General features: G+C 60.5%; 19 protein-coding genes. 15 read left to right on the top strand and 4 right to left on the bottom strand.

Translation table 11 applies throughout. The features are described from left to right. The first annotated feature begins 71 nt into the window (after positions 1 to 71). A complete protein-coding gene (locus VVT58_RS21025) occupies positions 72 to 683 on the top strand; it encodes a DUF6927 domain-containing protein (protein ID WP_061934259.1) in 612 nt (203 codons plus the stop codon). Between the two features lie 183 nt (positions 684 to 866). On the opposite strand, the gene VVT58_RS21020 is transcribed toward VVT58_RS21025, so the two are convergent. After that, the gene (locus VVT58_RS21020) at positions 867 to 1460 is read right to left on the bottom strand and encodes a sigma factor-like helix-turn-helix DNA-binding protein (RefSeq protein WP_061934261.1); all 594 of its coding nucleotides are present in this window, start codon (positions 1458 to 1460) and stop codon (positions 867 to 869) included. Between the two features lie 80 nt (positions 1461 to 1540). Next, positions 1541 to 2146 carry a twin-arginine translocation signal domain-containing protein gene (locus VVT58_RS21015; protein WP_061934263.1) on the bottom strand — a complete coding sequence of 202 codons (606 nt, stop codon included), beginning with the start codon at positions 2144 to 2146 and terminating at the stop codon, positions 1541 to 1543. A 261-nt stretch (positions 2147 to 2407) separates the two neighbouring features. On the opposite strand from VVT58_RS21015, the gene VVT58_RS21010 reads away from it, so the two are divergent. After that, a complete protein-coding gene (locus VVT58_RS21010; RefSeq protein WP_162492717.1) occupies positions 2408 to 2554 on the top strand; it encodes a hypothetical protein in 147 nt (48 codons plus the stop codon). 95 nt (positions 2555 to 2649) lie between these two features. On the opposite strand, the gene VVT58_RS21005 is transcribed toward VVT58_RS21010, so the two are convergent. Further along, positions 2650 to 3141 (bottom strand): hypothetical protein, encoded by a 492-nt coding sequence (locus VVT58_RS21005; protein WP_061934265.1) that lies wholly within the window; start codon positions 3139 to 3141, stop codon positions 2650 to 2652. 111 nt (positions 3142 to 3252) lie between these two features. Between VVT58_RS21005 and VVT58_RS21000 the strand changes: the two genes are divergently transcribed. Both VVT58_RS21000 and VVT58_RS20995 read left to right on the top strand, forming a co-directional pair. Then, positions 3253 to 3858, top strand: coding sequence for a DUF7007 domain-containing protein (locus VVT58_RS21000; protein ID WP_139111423.1), 606 nt, complete (start codon positions 3253 to 3255; stop codon positions 3856 to 3858). A 2-nt stretch (positions 3859 to 3860) separates the two neighbouring features. Further along, positions 3861 to 4895, top strand: coding sequence for a hypothetical protein (locus tag VVT58_RS20995; protein ID WP_061934268.1), 1035 nt, complete (start codon positions 3861 to 3863; stop codon positions 4893 to 4895). A 2-nt stretch (positions 4896 to 4897) separates the two neighbouring features. Here the strand turns inward: VVT58_RS20995 and VVT58_RS20990 are convergent, their stop codons facing one another. Next, on the bottom strand, positions 4898 to 5569 hold the full coding sequence (locus VVT58_RS20990; protein ID WP_061934270.1) for a hypothetical protein: 672 nt from the start codon (positions 5567 to 5569) through the stop codon (positions 4898 to 4900). Positions 5570 to 5745: 176 nt separating this feature from the next. On the opposite strand from VVT58_RS20990, the gene VVT58_RS20985 reads away from it, so the two are divergent. The 11 genes from VVT58_RS20985 (at position 5746) to VVT58_RS20935 (ending at position 14612) form a co-directional block, all read left to right on the top strand. Beyond that, positions 5746 to 6384: a hypothetical protein gene (locus VVT58_RS20985; RefSeq protein WP_061934272.1), complete on the top strand. Its 639-nt coding sequence runs from the start codon at positions 5746 to 5748 to the stop codon at positions 6382 to 6384. 92 nt (positions 6385 to 6476) lie between these two features. Continuing rightward, positions 6477 to 6923, top strand: a complete 447-nt coding sequence (locus VVT58_RS20980) for a hypothetical protein (protein WP_062733595.1) — start codon at positions 6477 to 6479, stop codon at positions 6921 to 6923. Between the two features lie 66 nt (positions 6924 to 6989). Then, positions 6990 to 8222 (top strand): site-specific integrase, encoded by a 1233-nt coding sequence (locus VVT58_RS20975; RefSeq protein WP_048578767.1) that lies wholly within the window; start codon positions 6990 to 6992, stop codon positions 8220 to 8222. Next, entirely contained in the window at positions 8219 to 9577 is a 1359-nt protein-coding gene (locus tag VVT58_RS20970; protein WP_048578766.1) for a tyrosine-type recombinase/integrase, read from the top strand. The genes VVT58_RS20975 and VVT58_RS20970 overlap by 4 nt, the downstream gene beginning before the upstream one ends. Then, positions 9574 to 10578 (top strand): tyrosine-type recombinase/integrase, encoded by a 1005-nt coding sequence (locus VVT58_RS20965; protein WP_048578765.1) that lies wholly within the window; start codon positions 9574 to 9576, stop codon positions 10576 to 10578. Before VVT58_RS20970 ends, VVT58_RS20965 begins: the two co-directional genes overlap by 4 nt. Before the next feature lie 107 nt (positions 10579 to 10685). After that, positions 10686 to 11558 carry a hypothetical protein gene (locus VVT58_RS20960; protein WP_139111422.1) on the top strand — a complete coding sequence of 291 codons (873 nt, stop codon included), beginning with the start codon at positions 10686 to 10688 and terminating at the stop codon, positions 11556 to 11558. Then, positions 11559 to 11810 (top strand): hypothetical protein, encoded by a 252-nt coding sequence (locus tag VVT58_RS20955; protein WP_061939535.1) that lies wholly within the window; start codon positions 11559 to 11561, stop codon positions 11808 to 11810. A 127-nt stretch (positions 11811 to 11937) separates the two neighbouring features. Then, a complete protein-coding gene (locus tag VVT58_RS20950) occupies positions 11938 to 12369 on the top strand; it encodes an antirestriction protein (protein ID WP_061939533.1) in 432 nt (143 codons plus the stop codon). A gap of 56 nt (positions 12370 to 12425) precedes the next feature. After that, positions 12426 to 14111 carry an ATP-binding protein gene (locus VVT58_RS20945; protein WP_061939532.1) on the top strand — a complete coding sequence of 562 codons (1686 nt, stop codon included), beginning with the start codon at positions 12426 to 12428 and terminating at the stop codon, positions 14109 to 14111. Then, complete coding sequence (locus tag VVT58_RS20940) at positions 14104 to 14289, top strand: hypothetical protein (RefSeq protein WP_062017400.1); 186 nt, start codon at positions 14104 to 14106, stop codon at positions 14287 to 14289. The genes VVT58_RS20945 and VVT58_RS20940 overlap by 8 nt, the downstream gene beginning before the upstream one ends. Then, positions 14286 to 14612 (top strand): hypothetical protein, encoded by a 327-nt coding sequence (locus tag VVT58_RS20935; RefSeq protein ID WP_061939530.1) that lies wholly within the window; start codon positions 14286 to 14288, stop codon positions 14610 to 14612. The genes VVT58_RS20940 and VVT58_RS20935 overlap by 4 nt, the downstream gene beginning before the upstream one ends. The last annotated feature ends 44 nt before the right edge of the window (positions 14613 to 14656 follow it).

Raw genomic sequence — 14656 nt, 5'->3', positions numbered from 1 at the left:
GCGAGCCGATTGCCAACCTTCCGACCTATGACTGGCCCTGACCGGCTAACATTCAACACAGGAGATAAGCCATGGGATGGCTCACCATGCCGTTCAGCTCGATGGGCGGTTACAAGACCGCGAGCGCCTATCTGGATGCTCAACTCACCTATGAACGTGAATTGGAAGATGGCACGACGCAGGGTCTTCGGGTTCTGGCTTCTTCCTGTCCAGGGAACCGCGTCTATTATGCAGCGGTGCAGTCCATCACCAACGGTATTCCGGGTGAGGTCTTCGCTGTCGTCTGTCTCGTTAAATGGAGTCCCCGCAGCCCAAGCGGTGAGAATTTCGGATATAAGGATATGAGCGAATCCGCAGGGCCGCACGAAGCAGAATGCCCCGCCGATATTCTGGGCCTGCTGACGACGACTGACAGCGAATATGCGCTCGATTGGCGCCGGCGTTGCCTTGCCCGATTGCGTCTTCGCTCCCGTGCCCTCCGCAGCGGCGACCGGGTGCGCTTGGCATCCCCATTGCGGTTCACCGACGGAGAGACACGCGATCAATTCATCGTCGAAAAGCGTGGCCGCACCATGCGCTTCCGCGACGCCCAAGGTGGCAGCCTTTGCCATATCAACCACTTCATGGATCGGCACTGGCTCATCGTGCCGACGACCCGGGTCCATAAGACGGTCTTCGGATGAAGGGGAGGCCGTCTATCCTGTTGCACCGATGAGGGAATGTCATGTTCGCCAAGGATGAACCCATCTCGCCCAAGCGCCGCGCCCTGTGCAGCCGCGAAAATGCGGAGCGCATCGCATCGCGGATCTTCGATCAGGGCTTCTGCCCCGTGAGCGTCATCCGAACCGGAGATGCGCTCCAACCCTTCAGGGTTTCGACGGCACCGTCGCAGGATGATCATGTTGAATTGCAGATGGTGTCGTGAGGCGACGCCCTTGTTCCTTCAGCCAGTCGGCATAGGAGAGCGGGCTTTGAGCAATGGCTCGAATGGCGCGCAACATTCGACGCCTGACGATCCATTTGAAGGTCCGCTGGCGTCGAGCGATGTCTGCATAGCTCAGTCCCTCGAGCCGGTTCAACAGAAAAGCCTCGCGGACCTGCACTGGCATCGTCGCCAGAACCGCCTGCCTCACGAGCAGGTCGTCATCTTCAGCATCGCCCCATGCTATGATTTCCCGCCTTCCCCGGATGCGCAACGCCTGCTCGCAATAGGCGCGGTGCCGCTGTCGCAGCGCCCGTTCCGCAGGCTCGATATTTGCGTTTTGCGAGCGACTGGGCTTCTCCCCGTCCATCACCGTCGCGACCATGGCCAGCGCTTCGGCGAGGCACGCCTGGACGGCTAAAGCATCGATGGACAGGCGGCCCGCAATTTCCGCGAAGGACAGATCATCATCTCGGCACAGCAGGAAAATCTCGCCCATCAGCGCGGGCAGATCGTTCACGGCGGCGTCGATGGCCACCAGCCTCGCCGCGTCAGGTCGGGTCTTGGCAGTCTCCCGGGGTAATGGGGAGATTGCTGATGTCCGGTGGGTGTGCGGCATCATGCCTGCACCTCACGCTGTTCGCGCCGCCAACCATTCGGGCGGCGATGGCCGGTCACATCATGGACATGGTCGAGCAGCGTGCGAAGCAATGGTGCAACCTTGCTTGTCGTGAAGCCGCCATCGTCCGGTCGCGCTTCAAATCGATGGGCATGGCCCCACTTCCAATATGGCGAAAGGACGGCTGCTAACCGCGCCATGTCCGGGCAGCCATGCCCGAAGCCGGTTGCGTTGGCATAGGCAAGCGACTTGGCGACATCGAGACGGATGTGCCGCGCATTCCATTCGTCGGAAAAGCCGATGTCGAGCAAGTAGGAGGACAGGCCCAGTTGGACGACAATGCCGGATCGATACAGCATTTCGCCGACGTCATTGCCGCAGATGCCCTGGTTCAATCCCCACAAGAAGGACTCTGCATTATGATAGCGGAACCGGCTCAGACTTCGGCCCTCCCTGGTCCGCGCAAGGGTGGCTGGCTGGTCTTCATACTGCGTGTGCAGCACGGCCAGCGCATCGCTTGCGGGCGATACGACTGCCACAACCGGGGCGGCCGTGAGTGCCCGCAAAAGATCGCGGCGTGACGGGCGGGGATCAAACTCATCCATATGCGCCTCCTTTTCCGCATCCGATGCGGTCCTTGCGGAGAAGCCGGGATGGACAGGGCACGGTCCCGGCGCTTTCCACATGATTCGCGGCGATTCCATTGCGATGGGCCAACCAGCGGATTGGCCGAATGGCAATATACGCCACCGTTTATTGCATAAACGACGTCGTATATGTAAATAAACGGTGGCGTCAATAGCTTTGGCTTGGAGATTGCAGATATGACCGTTAGCGACGAAGCAATGGGACGAAGGCCGCTTGGAATGAAGCCGACTACGGTCAGGCTATCGGAAGAGACGATCAGCCGTATCGATGCGCTGGTCGGCAACCGACGCTTCGCGCTATTTGTCCGCGAGGCGGTCGAGAATGAGTTGCGCCGCCGGGAAGAGCCGGAGAAGGCGAAGGATTAAGCCGCTTGATCGGCTGATTGAACCTGCTGGATCCGATGCAGAGTTCCGGCGGGAAGCTGCGAGGCCGGATCGACCCCGCAGCCTGAAAGTGACGCCTAGCGGCGCAACGCCTCGTCCATCCACCAGGATGGACCCTGTCGGAAATCCTCGGCCATTCCGATCATTGGTCCGTCCGGTTCATCGGCGACATAGGGCCGTTTGACCGGCATCGTCGGGATCTTCAGGCGCATCTGTTCACCCGCGACCCGCCCGCGCGGTTCGAGGAGAGTTTCGAGCCATTCGAGATCGTCGAGCATCTCGATCACCCCGCGGCCCGCCAGGCAGAAATAGATGCAGCGCTGGAAATCGTCGCAATTGTCGTTCGACAGGATCGACATCAGCTTCCGCTTTCCCGCTGCGGCGCCATCAAGGACCCACTGCGCGGCTTCCCGCAGTTCCCGCACCGAATAATAGGCGTCCTCCACCGGCATGTTGATGCAGGCGTTGGCGATCATCCGGCGCGTCGGCCGATTTTCCGCGTCGAGCGCGGCATCGCGCAGGCCAATGTCGAGATCAAAATGGCGGCGAATGTCTTTCTCAAGGCTCATGGGCACATCTCCTCGGAAAAGAACATATAGAGAACAATTCGCCGGGTCAAGCTTGGTTCGACCGGCAGAAGGAGAGGGGGAGCGAAGCCGTGAAGCAAAAAGGAGTACAACATGACGATCTTCCTACCCTCAGCCCAGCCGACCATGAGCATTTGGGGCGCCATCCAGAGCGCCGATCAGATCGCGCCCGGCATCTGGCATGTGTCGACCCCGAGCCACGGTGGCATCCTCTTGTCGGAGCAGCGGCAGGCGGCGATGCCCGATGCGCTCCGGCGCGACGAGCCCTTCTACGAGGAGGACGTTAACTGGGCGCTCGTCTATCTGGGTTTCGAGGCCGAACTGCGCCGGGTCGATCGGCCGGCCATGGGCGCGGCAATCCTGCTGGCGCACGACACCGTTCGATCCTGGCGGCCGCAGGCCTACAGTGACTTTACTGGCAAGCCAGTCACGCCCCGCGACAGTCATGTGCTGCGCGCGATCGCGGCCTATGAAGCCGTGATCGGCGAGGTCGTGGTGGTCGCCGCCTTCGGCTCTCATGCCGATTGGGTGCCGGAGGGGAAGACCGGGGTCATCGGCCGACGGGTGCTTAGCGTCGATCATCTGGGACATGCGACCTATGAGATGATCGACCATCGTGCCCTGGTCGATGCCGAGCGCTATGACAGCTGCCAGATCGTCAACAGCTTCACGGCGATCGGCGCCGAACCGTTGCCGTGACGATGGAGATCATCGTCGGGTTGCCGCATCTGGGCAAGGGGCCGATCCTCGACCGCGTGGTTGCGCTACGGCAACCGGCGCTTATTTCGGCCAACTGCCTTTCCAGATATTCCGCGAGCAAGGGATGGCGCGATTGGACGAGATGGAGAACCGGGCAGCTCGCCAACGCTCGTCCGCTGGCATCGCTTCATCTCGACAGCGCGGGTTTCGTCGCGACGGCGCGCTATGGAGCATTCCCCTGGTCGATCGCCCATTATGTGGCGCTTGCCGCCGCCTTTCCATTCCGATGGTGGGCCAGCGCCGACTATTGCGTGGAACAGGAAATTGCCGCTGACCGCGCACAGGTGCTTGAACGGCTGTCACGCACCATCGCGGCCAATTTCGAATGCTGCCGCCGCGCCGATGATCATGGTATCTTGTCGACCATGATGCCGGTGATCCAGGGCCGTCGACCCTGCGATTATGAGCGCTGCCTCGACGCGCTATGGGGATTGATCGAGCGTGCGCCGCTTATCGGTGTCGGCAGCATGTGCCGTCGCGAGGTCGCCGGACCTGAAGGGTTGATCGCGGTGGTCGAGCATCTCGACCGGATCTTGCCGCCGTCAACCCGCCTCCATCTGTTCGGCGTCAAAGGCCCGGCCATTCCCTATCTGCTTCCGTTCGGGAAGCGGATCCGCTCGATTGACAGCCAGGCCTATGGCACCAGCGCGCGTCGCGAGGCCCTGAGCCGGGGCATCTCAAAGACCGACCGCTTCGTTGCGGACCATCTTGAGACCTGGCTGGGCCGTCAGGCCGAGCGGCTTGGCGATGCGCCAAAAGCTCTGCCCATAAACGCTCCCAATATCACGGATGCCCTGCCGGCCGATGGGTGGGAAGCGGCGATCGCGCAGGCGCGGGGCGAGATCCAATCCTTGATCGAACAGGGTGAACTCGACCATGATGCGCTGGTCGAGCCTTGGATCCAAACATGGGCGGCCGAGATCTACCATAGTCGCAGGGATGCGTTCGGAGGAACGGCTATCCGCGCAGCGGCATGATGTCAGCCGTCATTATCATGTCCGTTCGCGCGCTCCCGTTTATCCTGGTCTGAACGATCCGAGGCGATCACGCGCACGCCCAACGCCTGGATGATCTGCATGACGTCAGGAGCGAGCTTCGCATCCTCCCACTCGGCTGCGCCGGACCATGGTTCCTCAGGCGAGACAGGGGTGAGCTCTCCGGACGAAAAGTCCATGAGATGGCCCGACTGAATGAAGTGATTCTGGAAGTCGCACTGATAGTCACCCAGGATCTGAACCGGGATTTGCTCATCGCCGGCCTGTCGCGCCGCAAACACCTCATGTTCACCGGCAAGGACGATATAGAGTGTTGGCAGTCGTGCGCCGCTGACGCGCATCACCTCGATGGGACCCGCGGGCCTTTCCTCGCGCCGCGCCGTGATGGCGCTGACCATGCGATTGTAGTTCCAGGGTTGCGCCAGCACATGGCGCGTTTCGACCTGTTGCGTGACCTGCCCTTCCAGCGATGTGCATTTGCCGGTGGTGGCGATCAGCGCTGCGGCCAAGCGATCGACCTGAAACGCCCCGCCGATCACCGTCAGCACGCCGGTTGAATTGAGCGCGGCGGAGCGATCATCGTCGGAGGCCAAGGGGGATACGCTGGGCAATCGCACGTCGATCGTCCCAGCCTGTATCAAATCGATCAAATTCATAACCACGGCATTGGCCCCCCGGCGCGACGCGGCGATGCTAATGTCGATCGCCCGCGCAAGCCATACTGCCGATGGGGTATGAACCGCAGAAAAACGGCTGCTGGCCCAGATCGGCAAAGAGGAGGGGGATCGAGGTGGAAGGAGCGCGCCCTGCGCTTGAAGCCGGAGACCCCATCATGAGCTACGATGTTGCCTTTCGCCACGCCCAGGCCCTTGATCCGAGCGGATGCACGACCATCGCCGCAACACTTCACGTGCTTGAAGCGGCGATCACCGATTGTCGCAACGCGGGCAAAGACATTGAGTGCGATCCTGCCGTCATTCTGTTGGCCCGCCATTTCAGCACCGTGTGCGCGAGCAAGGCCTCCGAGGCCGAGATGCGGCAGGCGTGCATGACGGAGATCGCCGCCATTCGCGGCAGCCCGACATTGCCCGTCCTTTGTCAGCGCGGCGTCGCGTATGACGCGCCGGCCAAACGCACCTTTCACGCCGAAGGGCGCCGCGCTCTGCTTCGCTTTGCCGATGCGTTGGGGCTTGCACCGGGGGCCTACAGCATTCGTTCCAACCCGGCGGGGCCGGCGGTATCGGGCGACATCACCCTGCATGGCCAAAATCTGTGGATGCAATTGTCGATCTCTCCTTTTGGCCCTGGCCATGAAATCTGCTTTCGTCGCGTGCGGGGCCGCGACGATCACATAGGAGAACGCAACCACTGGGCTTCGGTTCAGGAGCTGCTCACCCCGGACCGATTGGCTGACCGGGTTTGCCGCGACCTCAAGCTGCCCTGCTGCGCCAAGCCGCGTCTCGCCGTTTGACGGCGCCGGTCCGCCAACGCCTTCCCATCCTACGGATGATGGGGCTGCCGCGACCAGCCTGCTGGCGCATGCGACAATCAGGAACGCCACCCATGGACACCAAAAGCTTCATCGCATCCGATCCCGCCTGTTGGATCAGCCGAGGCCGAACCGCCGAGCATGCGGAAATGATCGCTGCCGCTTGGCGTGCCTATCCCGACCTCCCGAACGACGCCCCTCTGGATTTGCGCATGACCCGGACGCGCGAACGGGTGGTCGCCATGCGGCCAGTTACGAACGCGATTGCGCGTCAAACCGAATGCGAACGGCAGGCCCGCAATTTCGCCTTCACGCAAGCGAAGGTGGCACGGGGTGGCGGCACGCGACTTGATCAGGCTATTCTGATCGGCCGCACGGATCATGGCTATGACTGGAACGAGGCCGTGGAATTTGCCAATGGCTGGTATGCTTTATGCCCAGCTGCGCATAAGGCGTATTATCGCGAGGTTGGAATAATGCGAAGGAAGTCAGCTATGCACGAGAATTACGCCGTTTTCTAACCGCGTTGCTGCGCATTATTTTTGTTGCGAACGTCTCCGGTGTCTGAAACGACCGAGGAGACAAACGTGCTGAATATCCATGATGAGCTGATCGCTGACCTGTCCAGATCTTTGACCGAGAAGCGCTACAATCCAGTGGCTGCCCAGAACAATGTTCTCTACGCGTCCGAATTTCTGATTTATCTTTCGGAGATTGATCTGCCGATTGAGGTTGTGACCCCGTCACATGTCGATCAGTATATTCGGTATGCGACTGAGTGCTTCGAAGCCAAATATGGTCGGTATCCTTCGCCACGATGGGATAGGCTTCCCCGAACAGCGATTTGTAAAATCCTCAGCCTTGCACAGGGGCAATGGCCGCCGCAGTCAGAAGTTGCGGAGGAGTCCGCCAAGCTGCACGGTGATTTAGCTAATGGCTACAGAAGATGGATGGAAGACGAACGAGGATTTACCGATCAAACCGTTCGAGGAAATATGTGGGAAGCAAGAACCTTCCTTAAATGGCAATTGGACCGGGGGTCGGATAATAGCGTCTTATCGTTGAGTGTAAGTGACATAGACGCATATATGGACATGCGTAGCTCCAATATGAGCCGTAAATCGATTTCAGGAATTGCGGCGCGGCTCCGCTCGTTGCTCCGATACCTGTATCAAGCAAGGCTTGTTTTGACCGATCTTGCTCCCCTTGTCATCGGGCCGAGCATCTATGCCTATGAGGGCGTACCTTCGATAATCGATAGCACCCAGATCAGGGCCGTCCTGGAAGAAACTGCGAAGGACAAGTCGCCCCGGGGTTTGCGCGATTATGCCATACTCCAAATCCTGGCCACATATGGGCTCAGGGATCGTGAAATTGTTAGAATCTCAATAGATGACTTGGATTGGCGAGCGGCGACATTGCGCGTTAGCCACCGGAAAACAGGAACATTTTCTATTCTCCCACTATCCGATGCGGTCGGAGAGGCTTTAATCGAATATCTGCGGCATGGACGCCCGCAAGTAGAATCACGCAATATATTTGTTCTGGCGTTGGCGCCCTACACCCCGATGACGACTGTTTACAACGTGGCGTCGAGGCGATTGGCGGCGGCAGGCGTCCATCTGCCCGGCAGGCGAGGGCCGCATGTCTTTCGGCACGCGCGCGCGACCGAGTTGCTTCGCGCTTCGGTTCCGCAAAAGATCATTGGGGATCTGCTTGGGCATCGGTCGGTCGAATCCTCAAATACCTACCTCAAGCTTGCGACTGAGGATCTCAGGGGGGTGGCGCTTGAAGTACCGGGATCGGGGGTGCGGTCATGAGCGCGTGGCTGGATACCGACGATACAGTGGCCGAGGAATTTCTGAAGACGCGCAAATTGACGGAGAAGCGCTTCAGAGCTTATCGGTCCGTTATCCGCAGCTTTGAGCGAGTATCTCAAAGGCATCAGGCGTTAAGCCGCGAGATGCTCTCCGAATGGATGAGGGAGCGTAAGGTAAACTTTTGGCCGAAGTCGTCCCAGGTACAGGAAATACATATCGTCGACGACTTCATCGATTATCTGCTTAAACGTGGCCTGATTGACAAAAATCCCATTGCTGACCTTCGGTTAAAACATGGTGCAAGGGGCAATAGACCAGTGTGGCGGGCTATTGCGTCTCCAAATCCGGATGATGCCCTCGTGGCGCTTCGTCGGCCGGCTCCCTTCGGGAGCTTCTTGGGCGATTTTATGCAGAACCATGTGACGCTGATGCGCAATCGTGGTTACAAATACACGACAGAGGCGGACCTTCTGCTCAGATTTGATCGCTTTCTTCAGGCTAGTCCGCATTTGGCGGGAGAGAGTATTGAGAAGATGGTAGCCGCATGGGCGGCCGCCAAGCGCACACCGCATCACGCTGCACAATGCCAAAAAGCGGAGCGGATGCTCACCAAGGCCCGATATCGCATCGATGCAAAGATGCTCCCAAGACCGTGCGATCCGCGAGTTGGGCAACAGGTCGCGCGGATTTATCGGAAACCTCATATTCTCAGCCCTGGTGACGTACGGTTGATGCTCGACGTGTCACGCTCCTACTCGACGCGGACGTTTTCCTACCGTCCGCTATGTGCGCGGCACATGATAATTCTGGCCTATTGTGCTGGATTGCGCCGCGGGGAGATTGCCAGGCTGAATCTCGGCGACGTGGACTTCAATTCCGGGACGATCACGATCCGGGACACGAAGTTCTACAAGACCAGAATTCTACCTTTGTCCGACAGCGCCTTGAGCGAGCTGGGCGCTTTTGTCGACGCGAGACGAGGCGCCGGCGCCTCGCAAGATCCGCAGTCTGCGCTGTTCTGGCATGATCATCCGAGTGGCCGCCACAGCTCGTATATGGTCTCCAAAATGATCACCGAAGTCATGCGCCAAGCCGGGCTTAAACCTCTTTCTGGGAGGGCGGGGCCACGCGTTCATGATCTTCGGCACTCAATGGTCGTGAACCGGATTCTCGAATGGTACAGAACCGGCGTAAATCCTCAGGAAAGGCTGCGCTTCCTTTCCACCTATATGGGCCACCGCGACATCAATTCCACGCTGGTCTACATAACCGTCACGCGCGATCTCCTGCACGAAGCGAACGAGCGCTTCCGCGCCATTGGCATCCGATGCCTTAACCTGGAGGTGGCGTCATGAAAAAGGGCGATCCCTTTCCGACGTTGTTGCGAGCGTTCTTCCAGGAGTGGCTGGCTGAGCAACGCAACGCATCGATCCACACGATCCGGTCTTATCGGGATACCTGGAGGCTGTTGCTCCGATTCGTTGCAGAACGAAAGAAGAGCGTGGTCGCGCGGCTGACCTTGGCTGATATTTCAGCCAGCGAGGTGCGGGCGTTTCTCAATCATGCCGAGAATGAACGCAAAGGCACGATCGGCACACGCAATTGCCGGCTCTCCGCAATCCGTAGCTTTTTCAGCTTCGTATCGGGCAAGGACCCCGAGTTGATTGTTCATTGTGCGGAAGTTCTTGCGGTGCCGGTGAAACGGGAACCCACCTCTGCCCCGTTCTACCTCGAACCTAACGAGGTCGAGGCCATTCTTGCACAGCCTGACCGGTCAACTCTCGCGGGGCTTCGCGACCATGTGCTGCTTTCGTTTCTTTATAACACGGGAGCGCGTATCCAGGAGGCGCTGGACCTATGCCCAGACGCAATCCGGTTGGACGCCCCTAATTTCGTGCGGCTCTATGGGAAGGGCCAGAAGGAACGCATCTGCCCGCTTTGGCCGGAAACGGTCATGCTGCTCGAAACGCTGCTGGCAAGGCAGCCTCGAGCGCCCCATGAACGTATCTTCGTCAACCGCTATGGCGAGCCCTTGGGCGCCTCAGGGGTGCGGTTCAAGCTCGCCGCCTATGTGAAGGAAGCAGCGAAAACCGTACCGACCCTGCGATCGAAGCATATAACCCCGCACAGTTTTCGGCACGCGACGGCAGTTCATCTTGTTGCTGCCGGGGTCGATATCACTGTCATCCGCAGTTGGCTTGGCCACGTCAGCCTCGACACGACTAACCACTACGCCCAGGCCGATTTGGAAACGAAGCGCAAGGCGCTGGAGCGGGTTGGCGTTCCAGTAACAGGCACCGCTACTCCTTCGTGGAAACGAGAGGCCAGTTTGATGGAGTGGCTGGACACCCTGTAAATTAATGCGAAGGAGCGTGGCAAAATATGGCGGTTTTGCACTTATGTCCCGCGCTCCTTCGCATTATTACAACCTCGCGATAATATGCAGCGCAGGCCGGTTGGGATGTGCGCGGTCCCGTCAAACCGTTGGTTGGTTGTCCTGATCCACGGTTCGTTTCGGCCTATCATAAGGGCTTCCGCGAAGGCGGCGGCAATATCGACGATCTGTTCGATACTGCGCGGCGCGCCAATCTTGCCGTTCACCATAATGGCAGTGAAGCGCCGGCCAGGAAGGGTCATGCATCCCGGCCACTACCCTCGACCTGGCCACAGCCTTCCGATGCGGCCCGGCCGACGCCCTGGTCAAAGCGGCTTGTGCTGATGAGCGCCCGCGAGGCCGAGGAGGGTCTGGTCGACACGATCCGCCGGGCGCCAGGCGCGCATCAAGCGACCATCATCATGATCTGTCCGACGCGGGGATTCCGCAATGCGAACGATGCGGCGCAAGCTGGGTCGCTTGGAGACCTCCTCCGAGGCCGTGAATTTGAGGACATCCTGATCGCCGCGCAGGATCACGACCTGGCCGTTGCCGACGCCCATGCCGGCGCGCTGCCTCTGTGTCGAACCATGGAACGCTTGCGCCACACCAGGCTTCTCCAGCGCGCGCAATTGCGGACCTGGATCGCCCGAGGCCTTGAGGTGGGACAGGTCGCGGGCGCAGGGCATATCCGGTGGGGCAAGGCTATCAGCGGGCTTACCGGCCGGCTGGGTGAATTTACGGCGCGCTATGCTGGGCCTGCCCAGCCGCGAGGACACCGCATCGTCATCGAGGTCGATGGTGGTCGTCCGGCGACCGGCTATTTCGATGTCCAGGGTCAACCGCTCGATCCCGAGGCCGTGATCAGCAATCGAGCCCGGCTTCGCGCCGAAATGGCTGCGTTGCTGCGGTCATTTGCCGCCTCGACCCGGCTGCCCTGCATCCAGCCCTCACTCCTATGAATGGAAATCCATGCGATGCTGAACCAATTCCAGCGCATCTGCGCGCAAACCTATGACGGCGGCGATTTTGCGCATGTCGAAAATCTCGATGAGGCTGGCGCCTGCGGCGACACGCTGTTCGCGTTCCTGATGATCGAACTCTCTTCCCCAGAAGATTGTGACAGCCGTGACGAGGCCGTCCGGCGGCTCGAAGTGGCCATCGACAATGTCAAAGCCGTGATTGCCGTCCTCAAATCCTCGGAGTCTCACTGAGCGGTAATCGGCAAAGGAGAGGGCGCCAGTCCGTCGGGCATCCGATTCAAGAGGAGGGGGAACGGGACAGGCGGTTTCGAGGCCGGGAAAGGTGCTCGGCGCTGAACCTTTCCTCTGGAGAACCCTCATGTCCGATATCGCCCCGAATGCCGCCTTCCGCGCTGCCAGCCTCGTGCCCGACGAGAGGCGCATCAACTTCATCCCGACGCTGTTTGGCCGACGTCATTTCTTCAAGGGCGAAACGCTGCTCTACACTTTCATGCAGTCGCTTTCGCCCGATTATAGCGGCGGATATTGGCAGTTCTTCGAGGTCGGTCACCAACCGCTCTATCTCGCTCCGAACGGTCGGGATCGGTTCCGGATCCGATGCGGCAGCAACGGCTATGATGGCGAGGTCTCTGCAGACGCAGCCGGGATCATCGCAACGCTTTTCACCTTCTCCTATCTCTCGTTCGAATTCGACGATGACGACGACCACATTGCACAGGCCTTCCACCGGCTGCGCGATCATGCGCTCGACCATCCCGAGGCGGCGGAGATCTTCAGCGCGATCGACTAAGGCGAAAAGGGGAGTGGGAACAGGGGCCGGGAGCAAATCCGCTCCGAGGAGTTCCCATGTCCCTTCCCGCTATCATCCGCAGCGAGATCGACCCTGCGGCGATCGCCAAGGTCACGCGTCTGTTCAACAACACGCTCGGCGATGTGCTCGCCGAGCTTTTGCAGAACGCCCGCCGCGCGGGTGCCACAGTTGTCGACCTCGAGGTTCATACCATCGGCGACGATGTCTGGCTTTCGGTGAATGACGATGGTGCCGGCATAGCTGATCCCGCCGTAATACTCGCGCTGGGCCGCTCGGGCTGGAACGACGACATTGCAAAGCGTGAGGATCCGGCCGGCATGGGCGTGTTCAGCCTCGCGGGCCGCGATGTCGAGGTCCAGTCCTGCGCGAATGACGAAGGGGCGGGCTGGATAGTGCGTGTCGCCGCCGACGCGTGGGAAGCCCGCTCTCCGGTCGCCGTTGCTTCGCTCAACCGATCGCGCGGCACCACGATCCGGTTTCAGCTCGATATGCGTTGGAAGGAATCGCTCGACGCGGCAGCGAAGTCAGCTGCACTCTATTGTCCATTGCCGGTGCGCCTTCGCGGCATTTCGCTCCATCAGGAGGACTGGCTTGCCGGCGCCGAGGTTGTGGTCGAGGAGGCCGGCGTGCGCATTGGCCTGTTCAACGACCTGCGCGCGACGCGGTTCAGTCCCTGCGTCAATTTCCATGGAGTCATCGTCGCGACCGCTTTGCCATCGGTCGGCGAAAAGCGGCGCAACTGGTGGGCCCGTGTCGATATCGTCGATGCGCCTGACCTTCAGCTTGTTCTGCCGGCGCGCAAGGAGATGGTCGAGAACGCCGCGCTTGACGCGCTGCGCGACAGGGTTCGTTGCGTCATCTATCGCCATATTCAATCGCTCGGCACCCATCGCCTAGCCCACGAACAATGGCGCGAGGCCGCAGCACTCGGCATCGCGCTTCCCGAGGCCGAGCCGCTACTTCGACCCTGGTCGCCCGCGACCGCCGACCCTCACAATTGTTCCGCAGCCAGCGGCGAGCGCATTGCAAGTGAAGACCACATCATTGTCGACAGTTTCGAACCGGCCTTCGAGCAATGCGCGGCTTTTGCACTCGGCAAGCACGGCGGCTACGAGGGTCGACTGGCAGAGCCCGACGACACGATGGCGGGCTATAGCTGGTACAATTGCTTGCCGCACATCGCGGTGTTGCGGTTCGAGATAGAGCGGGACGGCGCGACGGCAATACTTGATCCCGGTGAATTTCCCGGCCTCGACAGTGGCACCGTCAATCGCCTCACTCTGGTGCTCGAGTTTAGCGGTGAAGAGGCGGACCAGATCCGGATCCCCGCGCCGGTCGCCATCGAATATGACGAACGTACGCACTGGAGCTTTGAGGAAGCCCGCATTCTGCTCGCGTCACGCGATGCCCTTACACCGGCCGAACTTGTCGACCTTCTTGAAGGGGCCTGCTTCAGCCCAAGCGACGATCGTGATGCCGACAGCTGGGACACCCAGCACAGCCGGTTCCTGCTTGATGCCCAGGAGATGGCGACCCGGTTGCTCCTGGGCGACGACGCGGCGCTGATCGAGCGCCTCCACGCCATTCTCGCCTATCGCGCGCAATGGTTTGTGCCGGAGGGCCGGCGTTTTGCGATTGTGCTTGCCCGCGACACGATCAATATCGGCCTCGAGCCTGCACAAGAGAACAAGCGGACAGTGGCTGGGGACGCCAATGCCTGACATCAAATCCGCGACGCCTGCCGACCGGGACGCTGTCCTCGCCGGAACCATGTATCTGCGGCTCGCACGTAAGCTGCTCGTCGAGGCGGGGCTCCCGCGCGCCGCAGCAGCCGTCCGCAAAAGCCCCGACGGTGCGGTGCGCCATATCGATCAACGCCTACGCAGGAGTCCATCATGAGCCGATACGACCTCAAGCCCAAGGCCGGCAGCGGCGCGTGTCGCGTCGTCGTCGGATGGGACCGACCGCTCCAAACCTTCTTCGCCCAAGTCTTCACTCCGACCGAGAACGAGCCGGACGAGGGTGAGGCAACGATCTGGCTCGGCACGGAACCGGGAGAATTGTCGACGCCCGAGGCCGCGATCGCCATTATTGCCCCCTACACGGAGATACCCAATGGTCTCGCGGCCGAACTCGAAGCCGACATGCGCGCAAGCATCGGCGTAAAAGACGGTGCGTACCAGGCTGAGGCCAAGCGCGGTTTATTCGGCTCGCTCCACTGACCGGGAACCTCGACCCCGAGGCCGCGAAGTGCGGACCTCGGATT

The sequence above is a fragment of the Sphingobium sp. SJ10-10 genome (assembly GCF_036038995.2).
Lineage (GTDB): Bacteria > Pseudomonadota > Alphaproteobacteria > Sphingomonadales > Sphingomonadaceae > Sphingobium.
This window is presented reverse-complemented; position numbering and strand designations above follow the sequence as displayed.